This is a genomic window from Serratia sp. CY43202 (genome assembly GCF_052168755.1).
Lineage (GTDB): Bacteria > Pseudomonadota > Gammaproteobacteria > Enterobacterales > Enterobacteriaceae > Serratia > Serratia bockelmannii.
Genome location: NZ_JBJNMB010000008.1, coordinates 245,798 through 264,130, shown reverse-complemented (window position 1 = coordinate 264,130; position 18,333 = coordinate 245,798). Strand labels below are relative to the sequence as shown.

The 18,333-nt window shown below is 60.7% G+C and carries 18 protein-coding genes; 7 read left to right on the top strand and 11 right to left on the bottom strand.

What is annotated here, in order from left to right:
* Positions 1–29 precede the first annotated feature (29 nt).
* The 4 genes from rpoH to ftsY all read right to left on the bottom strand — a co-directional run bounded on the left by rpoH (position 30) and on the right by ftsY (position 4,441).
* The gene (gene rpoH, locus ACJ8J5_RS18385; RefSeq protein ID WP_004934345.1) at positions 30–887 is read right to left on the bottom strand and encodes an RNA polymerase sigma factor RpoH; all 858 of its coding nucleotides are present in this window, start codon (positions 885–887) and stop codon (positions 30–32) included.
* Between the two features lie 317 nt (positions 888–1,204).
* Positions 1,205–2,158, bottom strand: coding sequence for a permease-like cell division protein FtsX (ftsX, locus tag ACJ8J5_RS18380; protein WP_025304898.1), 954 nt, complete (start codon positions 2,156–2,158; stop codon positions 1,205–1,207).
* Positions 2,148–2,819: a cell division ATP-binding protein FtsE gene (ftsE, locus tag ACJ8J5_RS18375; RefSeq protein ID WP_004934337.1), complete on the bottom strand. Its 672-nt coding sequence runs from the start codon at positions 2,817–2,819 to the stop codon at positions 2,148–2,150. Before ftsE ends, ftsX begins: the two co-directional genes overlap by 11 nt.
* A 5-nt stretch (positions 2,820–2,824) precedes the next feature.
* Positions 2,825–4,441, bottom strand: coding sequence for a signal recognition particle-docking protein FtsY (ftsY, locus tag ACJ8J5_RS18370; protein ID WP_089181530.1), 1,617 nt, complete (start codon positions 4,439–4,441; stop codon positions 2,825–2,827).
* Between the two features lie 242 nt (positions 4,442–4,683).
* On the opposite strand from ftsY, the gene rsmD reads away from it, so the two are divergent.
* Together rsmD and ACJ8J5_RS18360 are read left to right on the top strand one after the other, a co-directional pair.
* Complete coding sequence (rsmD, locus tag ACJ8J5_RS18365; RefSeq protein WP_060434779.1) at positions 4,684–5,304, top strand: 16S rRNA (guanine(966)-N(2))-methyltransferase; 621 nt, start codon at positions 4,684–4,686, stop codon at positions 5,302–5,304.
* Entirely contained in the window at positions 5,294–5,566 is a 273-nt protein-coding gene (locus ACJ8J5_RS18360; RefSeq protein ID WP_004934327.1) for a DUF1145 family protein, read from the top strand. Before rsmD ends, ACJ8J5_RS18360 begins: the two co-directional genes overlap by 11 nt.
* Positions 5,567–5,569: 3 nt before the next feature.
* Here ACJ8J5_RS18360 and ACJ8J5_RS18355 read toward each other — a convergent pair whose 3' ends face one another.
* A complete protein-coding gene (locus tag ACJ8J5_RS18355; protein WP_025304895.1) occupies positions 5,570–5,926 on the bottom strand; it encodes a DUF2500 domain-containing protein in 357 nt (118 codons plus the stop codon).
* 159 nt (positions 5,927–6,085) lie between these two features.
* Between ACJ8J5_RS18355 and ACJ8J5_RS18350 the strand changes: the two genes are divergently transcribed.
* Positions 6,086–6,712, top strand: a complete 627-nt coding sequence (locus ACJ8J5_RS18350) for a lysoplasmalogenase (protein ID WP_025304894.1) — start codon at positions 6,086–6,088, stop codon at positions 6,710–6,712.
* Positions 6,713–6,752: 40 nt separating this feature from the next.
* Here the strand turns inward: ACJ8J5_RS18350 and ACJ8J5_RS18345 are convergent, their stop codons facing one another.
* Positions 6,753–7,130 carry an AprI/Inh family metalloprotease inhibitor gene (locus ACJ8J5_RS18345; protein ID WP_025304893.1) on the bottom strand — a complete coding sequence of 126 codons (378 nt, stop codon included), beginning with the start codon at positions 7,128–7,130 and terminating at the stop codon, positions 6,753–6,755.
* Positions 7,131–7,184: 54 nt separating this feature from the next.
* Positions 7,185–8,648 (bottom strand): serralysin family metalloprotease, encoded by a 1,464-nt coding sequence (locus ACJ8J5_RS18340; protein WP_025304892.1) that lies wholly within the window; start codon positions 8,646–8,648, stop codon positions 7,185–7,187.
* 683 nt (positions 8,649–9,331) lie between these two features.
* Here ACJ8J5_RS18340 and ACJ8J5_RS18335 point away from each other — a divergent pair.
* Positions 9,332–11,650: a zinc/cadmium/mercury/lead-transporting ATPase gene (locus ACJ8J5_RS18335; protein WP_099816939.1), complete on the top strand. Its 2,319-nt coding sequence runs from the start codon at positions 9,332–9,334 to the stop codon at positions 11,648–11,650.
* Positions 11,651–11,730: 80 nt separating this feature from the next.
* On the opposite strand, the gene tusA is transcribed toward ACJ8J5_RS18335, so the two are convergent.
* The gene (gene tusA / locus ACJ8J5_RS18330) at positions 11,731–11,976 is read right to left on the bottom strand and encodes a sulfurtransferase TusA (protein ID WP_025304890.1); all 246 of its coding nucleotides are present in this window, start codon (positions 11,974–11,976) and stop codon (positions 11,731–11,733) included.
* 219 nt (positions 11,977–12,195) lie between these two features.
* Here tusA and ACJ8J5_RS18325 point away from each other — a divergent pair, with 219 nt between their 5' ends.
* The 3 genes from ACJ8J5_RS18325 (at position 12,196) to ACJ8J5_RS18315 (ending at position 13,974) form a co-directional block, all read left to right on the top strand.
* The gene (locus tag ACJ8J5_RS18325; protein ID WP_049209361.1) at positions 12,196–12,855 is read left to right on the top strand and encodes a 7-cyano-7-deazaguanine/7-aminomethyl-7-deazaguanine transporter; all 660 of its coding nucleotides are present in this window, start codon (positions 12,196–12,198) and stop codon (positions 12,853–12,855) included.
* A 40-nt stretch (positions 12,856–12,895) separates the two neighbouring features.
* On the top strand, positions 12,896–13,330 hold the full coding sequence (locus ACJ8J5_RS18320) for a GNAT family N-acetyltransferase (protein ID WP_043142199.1): 435 nt from the start codon (positions 12,896–12,898) through the stop codon (positions 13,328–13,330).
* A gap of 80 nt (positions 13,331–13,410) precedes the next feature.
* The gene (locus tag ACJ8J5_RS18315) at positions 13,411–13,974 is read left to right on the top strand and encodes a DcrB family lipoprotein (RefSeq protein ID WP_025304887.1); all 564 of its coding nucleotides are present in this window, start codon (positions 13,411–13,413) and stop codon (positions 13,972–13,974) included.
* A gap of 35 nt (positions 13,975–14,009) precedes the next feature.
* On the opposite strand, the gene glpC is transcribed toward ACJ8J5_RS18315, so the two are convergent.
* Genes glpC through glpA form a run of 3 tightly spaced genes read right to left on the bottom strand, consistent with a single transcriptional unit; the run spans position 14,010 to position 18,113 of the window.
* A complete protein-coding gene (gene glpC / locus ACJ8J5_RS18310; protein ID WP_414105101.1) occupies positions 14,010–15,209 on the bottom strand; it encodes an anaerobic glycerol-3-phosphate dehydrogenase subunit GlpC in 1,200 nt (399 codons plus the stop codon).
* Positions 15,206–16,474 carry a glycerol-3-phosphate dehydrogenase subunit GlpB gene (gene glpB / locus ACJ8J5_RS18305; RefSeq protein WP_060434789.1) on the bottom strand — a complete coding sequence of 423 codons (1,269 nt, stop codon included), beginning with the start codon at positions 16,472–16,474 and terminating at the stop codon, positions 15,206–15,208. The genes glpC and glpB overlap by 4 nt, the downstream gene beginning before the upstream one ends.
* Complete coding sequence (gene glpA, locus ACJ8J5_RS18300) at positions 16,464–18,113, bottom strand: anaerobic glycerol-3-phosphate dehydrogenase subunit A (protein WP_025304884.1); 1,650 nt, start codon at positions 18,111–18,113, stop codon at positions 16,464–16,466. The genes glpB and glpA overlap by 11 nt, the downstream gene beginning before the upstream one ends.
* Positions 18,114–18,333 lie beyond the last annotated feature (220 nt).

Sequence of the window (18,333 nt, the reverse complement as noted above, 5' to 3'; positions counted from 1 at the left end):
GGGCTTTTTTTATCGAATCTCGCATCGACTCAGGCTTCGATCGCCATTTTGAGTTTCTTCATGGCGTTCTTTTCCAGCTGACGCACGCGTTCGGCGGAAACGCCGTACTGATCGGCCAGCTCCTGCAGCGTCGATTTGTTGTCATCATCCAGCCAACGGGCGCGGATGATATGCTGGCTGCGCTCGTCCAGACCTTCCAGCGCATAGGCCAGTTTGTCTGCGGCGTTGCTTTCCCAGTTATCTTCCTCGATGCCTTCGGCGAAGTCCGAGCTTTTGTCCTGCAGGTACAGCACCGGCGCCATCGACTGGCCATCGCGGGCCTCGTCGTCCGGAGTCGGATCGAACGTCATGTCCTGCGCCGCCATGCGAGATTCCATCTCGCGCACGTCTTTGCTGGTTACGCCCAGCTCGCGGGCCACCAGTTCCACTTCGTCCTGGTTGAACCAGCCCAAACGCTGTTTGGTTTTGCGCAGGTTAAAGAACAGCTTGCGCTGCGCTTTGGTGGTCGCCACTTTCACGATGCGCCAGTTGCGCAATACGTACTCGTGGATTTCCGCCTTAATCCAATGCACCGCAAAGGAAACCAGACGCACGCCGACTTCCGGGTTGAAGCGGCGAACGGCTTTCATCAGGCCGATGTTGCCTTCCTGAATCAGATCCGCCTGCGGCAGACCATAGCCTGAATAGTTGCGGGCAATATGAGCGACAAAGCGCAGGTGAGACAGGATGAGCTGCTTAGCGGCATCCAGATCGCCCTGATAATGCAGCCGTTCAGCCAGCTCCCGCTCTTCCTCTGCCGTCAGCATCGGATAGGCGTTGGCTGCCCGGATATAGGCTTCCAAGCTACCTTGGGGTACTAAGGCTAAAGTTTGCATTTCTTTGGTCATTCAAACCCTCTCTATGAGAATACAAAATCATGCAGGTGATTATTACAGCGGGGAAATGATTGATTCTACGGCAGTTGCTGAAGCAAAAGCGGTTCCACACGCCGGGCACCTTAACATTTGCTGCAATTTTTGACCGTACTCCGCCCTAAAAGTTCACCCTTTTTTGCAAGCATTGTCGCTGACAATACGTGACGAGGGTGAAGGCCGATAGGGAATTTGTGCGCTAAGAAGAGAGGGGTGGTGCTGACTTCGCTTGAGGTCACTCTTCTCCCGCAACGCGATCAAAAGCAGCAGGAGAAGAGTATACCAAAAAAATCTTACTGTGGTGTAAATCGGCGTAAATGTTGCACCGTCGCCAGCCAGGCGGCGATCCAGCCGATCATCGCGGAGATGATCAGCAGCAACAGCGCCTCATCCCAGCCCAGCCCGTGCAGGGTGAAGGTGGTGCCGAATACCTTGGCGACCCCGACGACCACCGACTCCAGCTGCCACACCAGCGCGCCGGAGAGCACCAGCGACAGCAGCGCGCCGGCAAAGCCCAGCATCGCCCCGCCGTTGAGGAACGGCCGCAGAATAAAGCCGTCGGTAGCGCCGATCAGCTTCATCACGTTGATGGTGTCGCGACGGCTGAAGATGCTCAGACGCACGCTGTTGCCGATCACCAGGAACACCGCCACGATCATCAGCACGCCGATGATCGCCGCGATCTGGCCCGCCAGCCCGGTCAGCGCCGCCAGGCGGGCAAACCAGCTGTCATCCATGCGCACTTCTTCCACGCCCTGCACCGCCGCTACGCGATCGCGCAGGGTGTTGAGGGTGTCCGAACTCTGGAAGCTCATCTTCGGCGTGACGATCGCCACCGCCGGCAACGGGTTCTCTTCCAGCATGTCCAGCGCGCCGCCAAAGCCCGACCAGTTACGGAACTCGCCGCGCGCTTCTTCACGCGACAGGTAGTTCACCTTCTCCACGCCGGCTTCCGCCTTGATGGCGTCGAGCACTTTCAGCGCCGCGTCGTCATCGAGCGATTTATCCAGGTAGACCGTCAGTTGCGGCGTCGGGTACCACTGGCTGGCCGCGGTGCTGACGTTTTTCCACACGATGTAGCACACGCTCGGCAGCGTCAGGGAAATGGCGATCACCATCACCGTCAGCAGCGTCGCCAACGGCTGGCGCAGCATGTCTTTGATGGCGTTCATCCAGGCATAACGCCACTGTTCGCGCCAGCCGCCGCGCAGCGCCTTGCTCTTGGCGGTTTTTGCGTTATTGGCCATGGTGAGCGCCCCCTTGCATGCGGCCCTGGCTCAGCGTCAGGATGCGGTAATTGCGACGGGCGATAAGCCCGGTGTCGTGCGTCGCCATCAGTACGGTCACGCCGACGCGGTTGAATTCTTCAAACAGGCGCAGAATGCCTTCCGACAACGCGTCATCGAGGTTACCGGTCGGTTCATCCGCCAGCAGCACCGCCGGCTTGTTCACCACCGCACGGGCGATACCCACGCGCTGCTGCTCACCGCCGGACAGCTGAATCGGGAAGTTTTTCGCTTTATCCAGCAAACCGACCTTGTCCAGCGCGGCGGAAACGCGGCGGCGGATGTCTTCGGTGCTGGCGCCGGCGATGATCAGCGGCATCGCCACGTTGTCATACACCGTGCGATCCAGCAGCAGGTGGTGATCCTGGAAGATCATGCCGATCTGCCGACGCAGGAACGGCACCTCGCGGTTTTTCAAACGGCTGATGTCGTGGCCGCCAAACCAGATGTGGCCGGCGCTGGGCCGTTCGATACCGCAAATCAGTTTCAGCAGGGTACTTTTCCCCGCGCCGGAATGGCCGGTCAGAAACGCCATTTCCGCCGGGCGCAGATGGAAATCGACCCCCTGCAGCGCTTGCCGTCCGCCCAGATAAGCTTTACTGACCTGTTCAAAGCGAATCATCCGTATTAATCCTCTCGGGCAAAAAGTGCCTCAATAAAATCGTCAGCCTTAAACGGCCGCAAATCTTCGATGCCTTCCCCGACGCCGATATAGCGGATCGGGATACCGAACTGATCGGCGATGGCGAAGATCACCCCGCCCTTGGCGGTACCGTCCAGTTTAGTCAGCGTGATGCCGGTTAAGCCCACGGCCTCATTAAATAATTTCGCCTGACTGACCGCATTCTGGCCGGTGCTGGCATCGAGCGTCAGCATAACCTCATGGGGGGCCTGGTCGTCCAGTTTTTTCATGACGCGGACGATCTTCTTCAGCTCTTCCATCAGGTGCGATTTATTCTGCAGACGGCCGGCGGTATCGGCGATCAACACATCGATGCCGCGCGCCTTGGCGGCCTGCACCGCATCGAAGATCACCGAAGCGGAATCCGCGCCGGTATGCTGCGCCACCACCGGAATGCGGTTGCGTTCGCCCCACACCTGCAGCTGCTCCACCGCGGCGGCGCGGAAGGTATCCCCCGCCGCCAGCATCACCGACTTGCCTTCCGCCTGGAACTGACGCGCCAGCTTGCCGATGGTGGTGGTTTTACCCACGCCGTTCACGCCGACCATCAGGATGACATACGGGGTTTTCCCGCTGACATCCAGCGGCTGATCGACCTTGGCCAGAATTTCGGACATTTCCTCCTTCAGCTTGCCGTACAGCGCTTCAGCGTCTTTCAGCTGCTTGCGGCTGGCGTGCTGAGTCAGGGAGGTGATGATCTTGCGCGTGGTCTCCACGCCGACGTCGGCGATCAGTAGCTGTTCTTCCAGCTCGTCGAACAGGTCGTCGTCGATCTTTTTACCGCGGAACAGCCCCATAAAGCCGGAACCGAGGTTTTGCTTGGTCTTCAGCAGGCTGCGTTTCAGGCGAGCGAAGAAGCCTTCTTTGGTCGGGCGTTCCTGCTCTTGCGCAGCGGCCGGCACCACAGGTTCAAGCGGCGCTTCTTCCGGCTCCGGTTCAGGTTCGACGATTGGCTCGGGTTCAACGACCGGCTCAGGTTCGACGATTGGCTCGGGTTCAACCACCGGCTCGGGCTCAACCACTGGCTCGGGTTCAACGACCGGCTCAGGTTCGACCACCGGCTCGGGTTCAACCACCGGCTCAGGCTCGACCACCGGCTCAGGTTCGACGACCGGCTCGGACTCAACCACCGGCTCAGGCTCAACCACCGGCTCAGGTTCGACGACCGGCTCAGGCTCGACGACCGGCTCAGGTTCGACGACCGGCTCAGGTTCAACCACCGGTTGCTGCTGCGCCACCACTTGCTCGGTGACGCTGACGATCTCTTCAGCCAACGCTTGCGGCGCCGCCGGATGTTCAGCCGCCGCCGGCAGGTTTTCCGCGATTTGCTCGCCGGCCTGACCGTTATCCCACTCCCCCGGGGTGTCGACGGAGGCGGCAGGTTCAGATTCCTGGGCGGGGAGCTTGTCATCCAGCTTGGCGGCGGCCGGTTCAGCCGGCGTCTCCGCGGCCTGAGGTTCCGCCTGCTCTACCGGCTGCTCAGGTTGCTGTTGCTCTTCTTCCTTTTCCTTCTGGCCAAAGCCCAGCCAGGAGAAAAACCCACGTTTCTTATCTTTTGCCATGTTATGACTCTACTCCGTACCGAAGGCTCGCTTACCCTACATACCTGAAGGATATATGCTGACAATAATCCGCCGAGTCTATCACTTTCCCTCGCGCAGCAACACGCATCCGGCATGCTTTCCGGTGTGAAATCAGACAACAACGTTTTACCGTTCCCCCCGACGCCCGTCACCGGTAGAATAGGGACAACTTTTCGTTAACCTCTGCGGCCCCGCGCCGCAAAAGAAATCAAACAACGCTTATGACAAGACTCTCGCCACGGGCCGCGGCCAAAAAGCCGCCCCAGGCCGCAGCCGGACAGATCCGCATCATCGGCGGCCAATGGCGCGGCCGCAAACTCCCGGTGCCAAACAGCCCGGGGCTGCGCCCCACCACCGATCGGGTGCGTGAAACCCTGTTCAACTGGCTGGCGCCGGTGATTCAGGGCGCGCGCTGCCTGGACTGCTTCGCCGGCAGTGGCGCATTAGGGCTGGAAGCGCTATCGCGCTATGCCGGCAGCGCCACGCTGCTGGAATTCGAACGGCCGGTGGCTCAGCAACTGGAAAAAAATCTGGCGCTGCTGCAGGGCAAAGGGGTGGTTATCAACACCAACGCGCTGGGCTGGCTGGCGGGCGACGGTCAACCGTTCGACGTGGTGTTCCTCGATCCGCCGTTTCGCAAAGGCCTGCTGGCGGAGACCGTCTTGTTGCTGGAGCAGCGTGGCTGGCTGGCCGACGAGGCGTGGATCTATGTAGAAGCCGAGGCGGAAAGCGCCGCGGCGGACGTGCCTGCCAGCTGGCAGTTGCACCGGGAGAAGGTCGCCGGTCAGGTGGCTTATCGCCTTTATCTTCGTTCGAAAGAGAAAACCGACCATGCTGATTAATCTGGGCCGCCTGCTGATGCTGTGCGTATGGGGCTTCCTGCTCTCTAACCTGTTCCATCCGTTTCCCAAGCCGCTGAAGTATTTCATCGACGTGGCGCTGTTTTTTATGGTGGTGATGCACGGCCTGCAGCTGGTGCTGTTGAAATCCACCCAGCCGAAGGATCAGCCGATCAGCTACTGGCAAGAGGCCAAGATCTTTATCTTTGGCGTGTTTGAGCTGCTGGCCTGGCAAAAGAAACAGCCGCCCATCAAGAAAAAGTGACCGCTACGGCTGAACGGTGAACGAGACGAACCGCGTGCCCTGCATGTTTAACGTGCCGTGCGCGCCTTTTTCTATCGGGTTGTACTGCCATTGCTTCAGCCGCAGCGTAATGTCTTCACCGCCCTGGTTCGGGCTGAACACCACCTCGTAATACATCGGCTCGTTGACCAACGGCTCGCGCTGCGGCGCACGGGTCTTGGCGACCGGGAAGCTCCGCTTGTCGCTCACCGTCACCTGCAGACTGCGCATCGGCGCACGATCGTTTTCCGCCTCCTGCTGGCGCTGTTTGAAGTAGCGTTGCGTGGCCAGCACGGCGATCAACGCAATGACGGCGACAAAAAATAACGGTGGCTTACTCATCGGTTTCCCATTTCCTTCACGGCCAAATCGGCGTAAACATAGCATTCTCAAGAAAGCATTGTCGATCGTCGGCAGGCTACCTACACTGAAATAAGAAGTGACATGGGTGACAGTTTGGAGCCGGTGGTTGCGGCTCCCTCCTACATAAGGATGACATCAATGAGTTGGCCGTTCCTTGCCGTATTCTTTTCCGGTTGGCTGTTCGTCGACGCCTCTTACCGCGGGCCGCGCTGGCAGCGTTGGGTGTTCAAACCCGTCACGCTGTTGCTGCTGTTGCTGCTTGCCTGGCAGGCGCCGGTGCTCAGCGCGGCGGGTTATCTGATCGTACTCGGCCTGCTGGCGACGCTGATCGGCGATGCGCTGCTCCTGCTGCCGCGCGAGCGGGTGCTGTACGCCATCGGCGCCTTTTTCCTGTCCCACTTGCTGTACACCCTGAGTTTCGCCAGCCAGATGACGTTCAGTCTGTTCTGGCCGCTGCCGCTGGCGCTGCTGGCGATCGGCGCATTGCTGCTAGCCACCCTTTGGACCCGGCTGGAAGAGATGCGCTGGCCAATCGTCACCTACGTGGCGATGACGCTGCTGATGGTCTGGCTGGCAGGCGAGCAATATTTCCTGCGCAGCACCGATTTCGGCTTCTCGCTGCTGGCCGGCACCTCGCTGCTGCTGCTGGCCAACGTGGTTTGGCTGCTCAACCGTTACCGCTTCACCTTCCGCGCGGCGGACGCCATCGTGGCTTTCTGTTACTTTTCCGGCCACTTCCTGATCGTGCGTTCGCTCTACCTGTAGAGACCTGCCGCGGGTTCGGCGCGCCGAACCCGTTTCTTCATCAAGCCAGCGCTTTCAACGTCAGGGCATCACCCGCACCCAGCTGATTGCGGTACAGATCGCCGTCGCGCGAGAAGAACGCCAGCGTGCTGCCATCCGCCTGCAGCAGGGCGATGCCGTCCGGCGCCGGGCGCCAGCCCACCACCTCGGCCGCAAATACGCTTTGCAGACAACGCTGCCGATCCACCAGCTGGTAGCCGTTGGTCTCGCTTTGTTCATTGGCCAGAAACTCGATTTGGCATTGCCTTTCGCTGTCGGCTACCTGCCATTGCCCCGCCAGCGACTGCGCGGTCGGCAGCGCCAGACTGCCGGCCATCACCGCACTCGTCACCATCATGCCTCCCGCCGCCAGGGCGGCGCGCGTTAAAGTACCTTTCATACCGGCTCCCACATCACGCCCGGCCGAGACTGCGCCGGGCGCTCCGTTGCTGCGTTACACGATAAAGTCAGTGGCGACGTCTACCTGACCGACGATTTTCACCAGGAAGTCCGGCGCCTGATGACCCCCGATGTTCACCGACAAATCGGTCACGTTGTTGGACGCGTTGTAGCTCAGCAGCGCTTCACCGGCCGCGCCGCTGAAGTGATCGACGAAGTGAATGAAGTCGCTGCTCTGCGCCTCTTTGTTGAAGAACGACAGATCAATCTTGTCGATCCCTTTCTGGAAGTCGCGGATCCAGTCTGAAGCGCCCGGTGCGGAATCGCTGGCGGCAGAGAACACGAAGATGTCTTTACCGGCACCGCCCCACAGCTCATCCGCCCCGCCGCCGCCGAACAGTACGTCGTTACCCGCGCCGCCTTTCAGCACGTTATTGGCCGCGTTGCCGACGATCACGTCGTTGCCGGAACCGCCAATGGCGTTCTCAATGGTCACACCGGCGGCGATCGACACGTTGCCCTTCAGGCCGCCCACGTCGGAGAACGACTTCTCGTTCAGGTTGATGCGTTGGTTAGCGGTGTAACCGGAGAAGTCGAAGGTATCGTTGCCGCCCGCATCCCAGGCCGCAAAGATCACTTTTTGCGAGTTGCTGGTGGTGCTGAGGAAGTCACGACCAGTGTTGGAGTTAAAGCCGTACACGGTGTCGCCGGTGCGGGTCGACAGGTTGGCGCCATACAGGTGCTGAATGGCGGCAATGTCATCCAGCAGCGGAGCCGCGGCGTAATGACCGCCGTTGTCGCCACCGGTATTGGTTTCACTCCAGTAGCTCATCAGGCTGAACTGACGAGTATCTTCCGCGTAAGTGACGTCGCGGTAGGTCGGGTTGCCTTCACCGGCGTTGTAATCGCCCGGATGGCTCAGACCCAGTGCATGGCCAATTTCATGGGTGAACGTCTGGCGGCCGTAGTCTTCGGTCGCCGGATGCTTGACGTTGGACTGATTGACGTTGTACCAGGTCTGGCCCCCCAGATCCTGGCCCTGCCAAATGGTGTTCGGCAGGAAGGCGTAGGCCTGGGTGCCGTAATCATAGTGGCCGGGGCGATCCTGGCTGTAGTTGCCGAAGGTGATATTGGCCTTTTGTCCGGCCGCCACTTCGGTGAAGGTGATATTGGCGACGTCGGCCCAGGACTGCAGCGACAGCTTAGCCTGCTGCTGCTGTTCCGCGCTGAACTTGCTCAGCCCGGTGTCGCCGGCGACGTTAGTGGAAGAGAACTTATAATCCGGGAAGGAGAAGGTTAATTTGATCGGCTGGCCAAATACCTTGTAACCGTTCCAGGTTTGGTTCTCGCGGGTAATAAACAGCCCAGCTTGCTCGTTAGAAAATGAATCCTTGCCATTAATCTGAATCCCGTTACCCCGCTCATGATAATGCAGCAGGTCGTCTACAGCATCGTAACCGGTTGTCGCGGCCGCGAGGCTGGATTCAGTAATTTCAATTGCCTTTTTAGTAGATTGCATTGGTTCGATTCCACTCATTACCTGATTGATATCAATCAGACAGATAGACATAACCTCCCCGTAAGCCACGGTTAATGAACCTCAAGCTTGCTGGAAGGGGCTTATGCGCCGTTACCGGCAGTGTGTTAGGTAGAATTAATGCATATATATCAGCAAATAAGATCACCATTAAAAATGGTAATCGATTCCAATTATAGGCAGGACCGTAAAACTGCACATAAAATAATCAACCATTTATTATCGCAACGAAAGTTTGTTATGCTGCTTTTTAGGCTTCTTTACAAAGCAAACGAAACTTGATGAGGATAAGTTGGCACCAAACTTCAATAGCAACGCGGCCTGCAGACTCAAGCGAATCATGCTGGCTTTACTTAGGGGAAAAGGTAAATTTTGCTAAAGCGTTATAGATTAATAACTCTTTATTATTAGGTCGGGCGATTTTTTAGTTTCTATAGGAATATTATTTTCTTATTTAAACTAACGGCAGCGAGCCTTTTCGCCCAAATAGGGGATAAGAAAAGCCGATATATTTAAATTCGCATTATTCATTATTGAATGAATCCCCCCTTTTCTACGCCCGAACGCCGTTAGCAATAATTCTCATCCGGCGCTTGACTCTGGAGTGGACTCCAGGGTGTAGAGTCAGCTGAGCAAACCCGTTTAACAGCCCGAAGGGGGACGTTATGCACAATCAGCAAAACCATAATCATCAGGAACATCACCACGCCGAAGGCGGGTGCGGCTGCAACCACAGCCACAGCAAAACGCAGCATGGCTGCAGCAGTGAGCCGAAAAGCGCAGCCGTACAGGCCGAACACGCCCACCATCATCACGATCATGGCGATAGCGGCTGCTGCGCCACCGCGCCCGACGATCCGGACGAGGAAAGCGACAGGCTGGCCGCCGCTCCCCCTTCCGGCAGCCAACGTTTCAGCTGGAAAGTCACCGGTATGGACTGCCCCAGCTGCGCCAAGAAAATCGAAAATGCCGTCACCGCGCTCCCCGGCGTTGACAGCGCACGCGTATTGTTCGCCACTGAAAAACTGGTGGTCGACGCGCAGTCCGACATCAGCCTGCGGATCCAGGACGCGGTCGCCCAGGCCGGCTTTACCCTGCTCGGCACTCAGACCGCCAAAGCCGCCGCGCCGAAAACCTCACGCTTCGGCGAATTCGCACCGCTGCTGCTGTTGACCACCCTGATGGTCGTCAGCTGGGTGCTGGATCGGGTTAACCCGGAGCTGGGCCGCATCGCCTTTATCGCCACCACGCTGGTCGGGTTGGCGCCGGTCGCCGCCAAGGCGCTGCGTCTGATTCGCTCCGGCACGCCGTTCGCCATCGAAACGCTGATGAGCGTGGCGGCCATCGGCGCGCTGTTTATTGGCGCCACCGCCGAGGCGGCGATGGTGCTGCTGCTGTTTATGGTCGGCGAGCTGCTGGAATCCTACGCCGCCAACCGTGCGCGTCGCGGGGTGAAGGCGCTGATGGAGCTGGTGCCGGAAGATGCGCTGCTGCTGCAAGGCACGGAACGCAAACGCGTGCCGGTCGCCAGCCTGCGCCCTGGCGATGTGATTGAAATCGCGCCCGGCGGGCGCCTGCCGGCCGACGCCGAGCTGCTCAATCCGTTCGCCAGCTTTGACGAAAGCGCCCTGACCGGCGAATCGGTGCCGGTCGAGCGTCAACAAGGGGAAAAAGTGGCCGCCGGCAGCCTGTCCGTCGATCAGGCGGCACAGATGAAGGTGATTTCCGAGCCCGGCAAAAATGCCATCGACCGCATTTTGCAGCTGATTGAAGAGGCCGAAGAACGCCGCGCGCCGATCGAACGCTTCCTCGATCGCTTCAGCCGCTATTACACCCCAGCCATCATGCTGCTGGCCGTCGCGGTGATCCTGGTACCGCCACTGCTGTTCTCACAGCCGTGGGAGACCTGGATCTATCGCGGCCTGACGCTGCTGCTGATCGGCTGTCCATGCGCGCTGGTGATCTCGACGCCGGCGGCCATCACATCCGGGCTGGCGGCCGCCACGCGGCGCGGCGCGCTGATTAAAGGCGGCGCGGCGCTGGAGCAACTGGGCCAGATTCAAACCATCGCCTTCGATAAAACCGGCACCCTGACCGAAGGCAAGCCGACGGTCACCGACGTGCTGCCCATCGGCGCGCTGACCGAACAACGGCTGTTGCAGCTTGCCGCCGCGGTAGAGGCCGGTTCACATCACCCGCTGGCGCAAGCGATCATCAACCGCGCCGCCGCAAGCGGGGCTGAGCTGCCGCTGGCGCAGGCGCGCCGCGCGCTGGCCGGCGTCGGTGTGGAAGGGATCGTGGACGGCAAGACCGTGCTGATCAGTGCGCCGGGCAAGCTGGCGCCGGGCCTGCTCGCCACACAATGGCAGAGCCAGGTAGACAAGCTGGAAAACGCCGGTAAAACGGCGGTGGTGGTGCTGGAAGACGGCGCGCCCATCGGCTTGCTGGCGCTGCGTGATACGCTACGCAGCGACGCCAAACAGGCGATAGCCGAACTGAACGCGTTGGGTATTCGCGGCGTGATGCTGACCGGGGATAACCCGCGCGCCGCCGCGGCGATCGCCGGCGAGCTGGGCCTCGACTATCGTGCCGGTCTGTTGCCGGAAGATAAGGTCAGCGCGGTCACCGAACTGAGCGAACTGCGCCCGACGGCGATGATCGGCGACGGCATCAACGACGCCCCGGCGATGAAAGCCTCCAACATCGGCATCGCCATGGGCAGCGGCACCGACGTGGCGCTGGAGACCGCCGACGCCGCCCTGACCCACAACCGACTGGTGGGCGTCGCGGAAATGATCCGCATCTCGCGCGCCACCCACGCCAATATCCGGCAAAACATCACCATCGCGTTGGGGTTGAAAGGGGTCTTTCTGATCACCAGCCTGCTGGGGTTAACCGGGCTGTGGCTGGCGGTGCTGGCCGACTCCGGCGCCACCGCGCTGGTCACCGCCAACGCGCTGCGGCTGTTGAGAAAGCGCAGCTAAGCTCTGAAACAAACACGGGCGCGGCATACCGCGCCCGTTGTCATTTGGGGGAAGGAACTTTTAACTCGGCCGCGCCGCCGTTATACGCCTTTACGCAGCAGATAACGGTATGGCGCCTGCTCGGTCTCCTGCGCCACCAGCGTATGCTCCATAAAGCGGCAGAACCCCGGGATATCGCGGGTGGTAGCCGGATCGTCGGCAATAATCAGCAGCGTTTCGCCGTTGTCCATATGGCGCACGGTTTTACGCACCATCATCACCGGTTCTGGGCAACGCAGCCCCAGCGCGTCGAGCGTCTGGTCTGCCTGGGCAAATAAGTCAGTCATGCAATTTTTCTCGTTCAAAACGATCGGCGAACGCTCGCCGCATCTCATTAGCGCCTAGTTTACGCCGGTAGTTTTTCTGCGCAAGATGCGTTAACGTTTGCGTTAAATTTAACCATTGCATTGGTTGCGCAAACGCGTATCATGCCGCCGCGCAGCGTTTTTTGCTGTTTTGACAAGACACACTGGGTTCCCTCACCCCACTGCTAAAAAGGCTACAACATGTATTCGTTTACCGCACAGCAGCGCTTCACGGCGTTGGTCTGGCTTTCGCTGTTTCATATCGCCATCATTACCTCCAGCAACTACCTGGTGCAGCTGCCGATCACCGTTTTAGGCTTCCATACCACCTGGGGCGCCTTTACCTTCCCGTTTATCTTCCTGGCGACCGATCTGACCGTGCGCATCTTCGGCGCGCCGCTGGCGCGACGTATTATCCTGGCGGTGATGGTGCCGGCGCTGTTCATCTCTTATGTGATCTCCACCGTCACCTATCAGGGAGAATGGCAGGGCTTCGCGGCGCTGAGCAGTTTTAACCTGTTCGTGGCGCGCATCGCCGTGGCCAGCTTTATGGCCTATGTGCTCGGCCAGATCCTCGACGTACACGTCTTTAACCGTCTGCGCCAACGCAGCGCCTGGTGGGTGGCGCCGGCGGCGGCGATGTTCCTCGGCAACATCAGCGATACGCTGGCGTTCTTCTTCATCGCCTTCTACAAGAGCAGCGATCCCTTCATGGCCAACAACTGGGTGGAGATTGCGCTGGTGGATTACAGCTTCAAGGTGATGATCTGCCTGCTGTTCTTCTTGCCGATGTACGGCGTGTTGCTGAACATGCTGCTCAAACGCATCGCGGCGCGCAGCGGCAGCCTGCAGCCGAGCTGAGCCATGCTATTCTGGGCGGCCTTATCCTTGGAGGCCGCTCATGACCCCAATCGTCCGCACCGCCACGCTCGAAGAAATCCACCGCCTTTATCAACGCATCCCCGAATTCGGCGGCCTGCATAGCCTGGCCGATCTGCAGCAGCGCATCGGCACCGCCCCCGCCAGCCTGTTGATCGCCGAGATAGACGGGCAGCCGGCCGGTTTCAAACTCGGTTATCAACGGCAGGAAACGGTGTTTTACAGCTGGCTGGGTGGCGTGCTGCCGGCATTCCGTCGCCACGGCGTGGCGCAGGCCTTGTTGGCCGAACAGGAACGCTGGGCTCGGGCGCAGGGCTATCGCCAACTGACGGTCAAAACCCGTAACCGGTTCCGCGCCATGCTGACGATGCTGCTCACCCACCACTATCAGATTGTTCAACTGGAAAAGAAAGGCGAAGTGGCTGATTATCGGCTATTACTGGAAAAAAACTTGTGACAACATCTGCCTTGCATTTCAACCTGGAATAGGTTGCGATACGACAGTAAATCCCTACCGGAAAGGAAGAAGGAAGCCTGATGCGTAAAGTAGCGAAATTGATGGGTATCAGCCTGCTGGCGCTTGGCCTCGCGGCCTGCGACGGCAACACCAAAGACACCAAGGCAGCGCCAGACGGCGCGGCAGCCAGCGCGCCGGCCGGGCAGCAGGTGAGCCTGCTGGACGGTAAACTGGCGTTCACCCTGCCGGTCGGCATGGCGGATCAGAGCGGCAAGCTGGGCAACCAGGCCAACAACATGCATGTTTACGCAGACAGCACCGGCCAGCGCGCGGTGATCGTCATCTTGGGCGACAAGACCGCCGACAGCCTGGAGACTCTGGCCAAACGCCTGGAGAATACCCAGCGCGCGCGTGACGCCAACCTGCAGGTGATCACCAACAAGGCGCTCGACGTCAACGGCGTGCCGCTGCGTCAGTTGGACAGTATCATCACCAGCGGCGGTGAAAAGGCTTATTCTTCCGTCCTGATCGGCTCGCTGAACAACAACATGCTGACCATTCAGGTGACGCTGCCGGCGGACAATCAGCAGCAGGCGCAGACCGAAGCCGAAGGCATCATCTCCACCCTGAAGCTGAAGCAGTAATCCCACAGAGGGCCGGTTTGCCGGCCCTTTCGTTTTTATACCAGCGCCTGCGCCAGCAGGGTGATCGGATGTTCGCAGCGCTTGCTGGTGGACATTTCTATCTGCCATTTGCAGGTTTCGCAGTCGGTCACCACCAGATCCACCCCGCTCTCTTCTATCTGCCGGAACAGCGGCGCGCCGATGCCTTGCGACGTGGCGTAGTTCTCCGATTTGAACCCGTAGGTGCCGGCGATGCCGCAGCACTGCGAATCCAGCACCACCAGCTCCAGCCCCGGTATCTGCCGCAGCAGCTCCAGGGTGTAGGCGGTCCAGCCCATCTTCTCCATATGGCAAGGCGTGTGATAAGCCACCCGCAGCGGCGTGCGCTTGAGCGGTAGGCTGCGCCCCTGATTGATCAGGCGATAGAGATAGCGCGTCGCCAGCTCCACCCGATCGCGCACCGCAGTGGTGTCTACGTCCAGCAGATGAGGGTATTCGTCACGCAGGGTGAAGGTGCAGCTCGATGAGGTCGCCACCACCGGAATGCCGCGCTCCAGCACCGTTTCATGCAGCGATTCGGCATTGACCCTGGCCTGCTTTTTAGCCTGCTCGATAAACCCGTTGGCGATCAGCGGCACGCCGCAGCATTTCTCGCGTTTCAGCAGCTGCACGCCGATATCCAGCGCGTTGAACACCCGGACCAAATCCTTGCCCAGCTGCGGGTGGTTATAGTTGACGAAGCAACCGTGGAAGAATGCCACCTGCTCGGCGTAACGCTGCTGCACCTGCGCCTGTTGCCGGTACCAGCGGCGGAAGGTGCCGAAGGAATATTTCGGCAGCTCACGACGGTGATCGATCTTCAGCGCCTTGTCCAGCAGCTTGCGCACCGGTTTCAACCCGGTGGCGGCGTTGACGATCGGCGCGAACGGCGTCGACAGCGAGCCCATGATGTCGGTGTGGCTGAGGATGGCATCGCGCAGCGTCGGCTTGCTCTGGGCGAAGTCGGCGCGGGCGCGTTGAATAATGTCGCCGATTTTGACGTCGGACGGGCAGGCCACTTCACAACGTTTGCAGTTGGTGCAGTATTTCAGCGCTTCGTCGTACAGCGCCGGGTCTTTCAGCCGCAGCCGCTCGCCGTCCGGCCCCGCCTGTTTCGGCCCCGGGTAGAGCGGGTTCACTTTGGCGACCGGGCAGTAAGTGGTGCAGACGGTGCATTTGATGCAGCTTTCAAAGCTGTGGTCCCGATGCAGGCTCATACGTTCTCCTCCGCGGCGATCTGCTGCGCGACGTGCAGCGCGCCGATCAATGACACGCCGGCGCCGCAGCCCTGCTGCAGCGGATCGTAGCCACCGGCGACCGCGCCGATGGCGTACAGGTTGTCGAACGGCACTCCCTGCTTCATCGCCCGCAGCCTGCCGTCGGTACGCACGCCGAACTGCAGGTAAGGCTGCGGCGCGAACAGCTCGCGTCGGCTCCAGTCGGCGCGATCCGCCCGGCTGTGTACGTCCAGCCCAAAGATCGGCTCACGCACCCGGTCGAAATCGGCCACCAGCCCATTGCTGAAGAAGCTGCCGCTGGCCAGCACCACCTGCTGCGCTCGCAGCGGAATATCGCCGTGGTTGCGGGTGTACAAACCGGTGATGCGGCCGGCCTCGCTCTCGGCGCGCAGCACGCTGTCGCCGGGCATGAAAATGCCGCCCAGCTGCTGAAAACGCCGCCGCAGCGCCTGATGCAAGCGCATGCCGGGCACCGAAGGCGGCAACGTCGGCAGCAGTCGGATCGGTTTGCCGACCGCATCCTGCAACACCGCCAGCGACGCATCGTCCTCCAGGCCCAGACAGGCCGGCAGGAAGAGCGCCTCGGCCTCGCCCGCCAGCCGCCGCAGCTCTTCGGCCATCGGCGGCAGGCTTTCCATCAAATCCAGTACCCGGGCGATGTTCACCGCGCGGAACTCACTGGGGTTATTGCGCAATCTGTCCAGCGCCGGCATGTGCAGATAGGCCACGTCCGTCTGCACGCCGAGCTCGCGGCTCAGGGAATCGGCGGCCATCTGCGGCTGGAAGTCGAGGAACCCTTCGATGCCGATCACCGCGATGCGCCGCCACGGCAGTTGGCCGGTCAGCGGCAGCGTCGGGATCGCCTGCGGGCTGAGCCAGGTGGCGCGGCGCGTGCCCAGCGGCGTAATGCGCAGATGGTTATTGGTTCCCTCCCCCTGCAGGTTCAACCCGCAGCGCTCCAGCAGCCGCTGTGCGGCAGCGGACAGCGCCGCCACCCGGCCGGGCCCGATCAGGGCATACGGATGCTGCGGCGCCTGCTGCGCCAGCTGCGGCAACGCCGCCAGCGGCATCTCGACCGGCGTGCCGTCCGGCAATCTCGCCAACAGGTCGAGCGAGCCGGAGGAGAAGTAGAGCGCGCTCTGGCCAGAACTGACCACCGCGCAGCGCTTGCCCTGTTCGGCCACGGCAATGGCGCAGCTCAGGCCCGCCAGACCGCCGCCAATCACCACGACGTCAAATCGCATCATCTGCCTCCTGCTCCTGGTCGGCCTGGGCTTCAAGCCCGCATAATCCCTGGTAAACCCAGCTGGTAAATTCGCTCTCGCGCAGCGCATCGCCCCAGGCGATCGGCCGTACGCCTTTCCAGCGTTCGTTGAGGAACTGCGACAGCTGCGCGATGGATTGCTGCGGCGTGCTGACGTTAAAGCGCGTCAGCAGCCCGGCGGCGCGGCAGGCGCAGAGTTCGCCCTGGCAGGTGCCCATGCCGACGCGGGTGCGGCGGCGCAGATCCACCAGGTTATTGACGGTCAGCGAATTGACCGCATAACGCACTTCCCCGGCGGTCACCGCCTCGCATTCGCACACCAGGCTGGTGTCGAGCCGATCGGCCGCCGGCACCTGGCTGGCGCGATCGCCGTGGCGGTAAATCGCCGAACCACGGATGCTGGCGGGCAGTGAAACCACGCTGCGCACCGTTTCCTCCGCCGACTGGCGGGATCCGGGCAACGCGTCCTGCGCGGTGGTGCACGGACGGTTTACGCCAAGCTTTTCGCACACCTTGTCGGTGGCCCACTCCGCCATCAGGCGGTAGGTCATCAGCTTGCCGCCGGTGATGGTGATAAACCCTTCCAGCCCGTCGCGGGCGGCGTGATCGAGCAGCACGATGCCGCGGCTGACGTTGCGTCCGCTGGGATCGTCGTCGCTGGCGACCAGCGGCCGCACCCCGGCATAGGCGCGCAGAATACGGGTCTGCGCCAGGGTGGGCGCCAACAGCGCCCCCTCGCGGATCAGAATGTCCACCTCCTGCGGGGTCACCAGCATGTTGTCAATTTGGTCGTAGTCGATATGGGTCGAGGTGGTGCCGATCAGCGAGATGGTGTCGCCCGGCACCAGGATGTCGGCGTCCGCCGGTTTGCGGCAGCGGTTGATCACCATGTTGTTGATGCGATGGCCGAGGATCAGCAGCGCTCCCTTGGCCGGGAACATGCGAATGCGTAAATCGGCATATTCGGCAATCTGCTGGCCCCAGATACCGGCGGCGTTGACCACCACAGACGCGTGCAGTTCATAGCGCCGCTGATTCTGATGGTCGTAAACGCGCACGCCCGTTACCCGATCGCCGCTGCGCAACAATCCCACCACCTGGTGGTAGGTCAGGATCTGCGCACCGTGCTCGCGCGCGTCCAACATGTTGGCGGCGGTCAGCCGGAAGGGATCGACGGTGCCGTCCGGCACCCGCACCGCGCCGATCAGCGCCGGGTTAGCCGCCGGCTCCAGCCGCAACGCCAGCTGCGGGTCGATCGCTTCGGCGTCGATATCGGCCTGGCGACAGGCGGCGATAAACTGCTGCTGATAGTCCAGCGAGTCTTGCGGCAAGGTGATGAACAGCCCGTCGGTGCGCTCGATACAGTGATGCGCGATGCGTTTCAGGATGCGGTTCTCTTCGATGCATTCGCGCGCCGACTCGCCGTCGGTCACCGCATAGCGCGCGCCGCTGTGCAATAAACCGTGGTTGCGGCCGGTGGCGCCGGTAGCGATGTCGTGGCGCTCCAGCAAAATGCATCGCAGGCCGCGCCGCGCACAGTCGCGGGCAATGCCTGCGCCGGTGGCGCCGCCGCCGATGATGATCACATCCGTTTCGCCGCCGTCAAAATAGCTGCTCATGTCGCTCCCTCAGGATCGGTAGTTATGAGCCTATTGAGCCACGGTTATTGGGGTCTTTGTTTGATAAGGAACAATAACGAACATAAAACGAAATAAAAATGACCACAAAAAACCATCAATGTGATCATAATCACGATTTTTGGACGTTTTTCTATTTCATAACGTTAACGAATCGCTCAAAATCCGCCGTGGTTTCATGAAAGTGTAACAATTGCGCCAT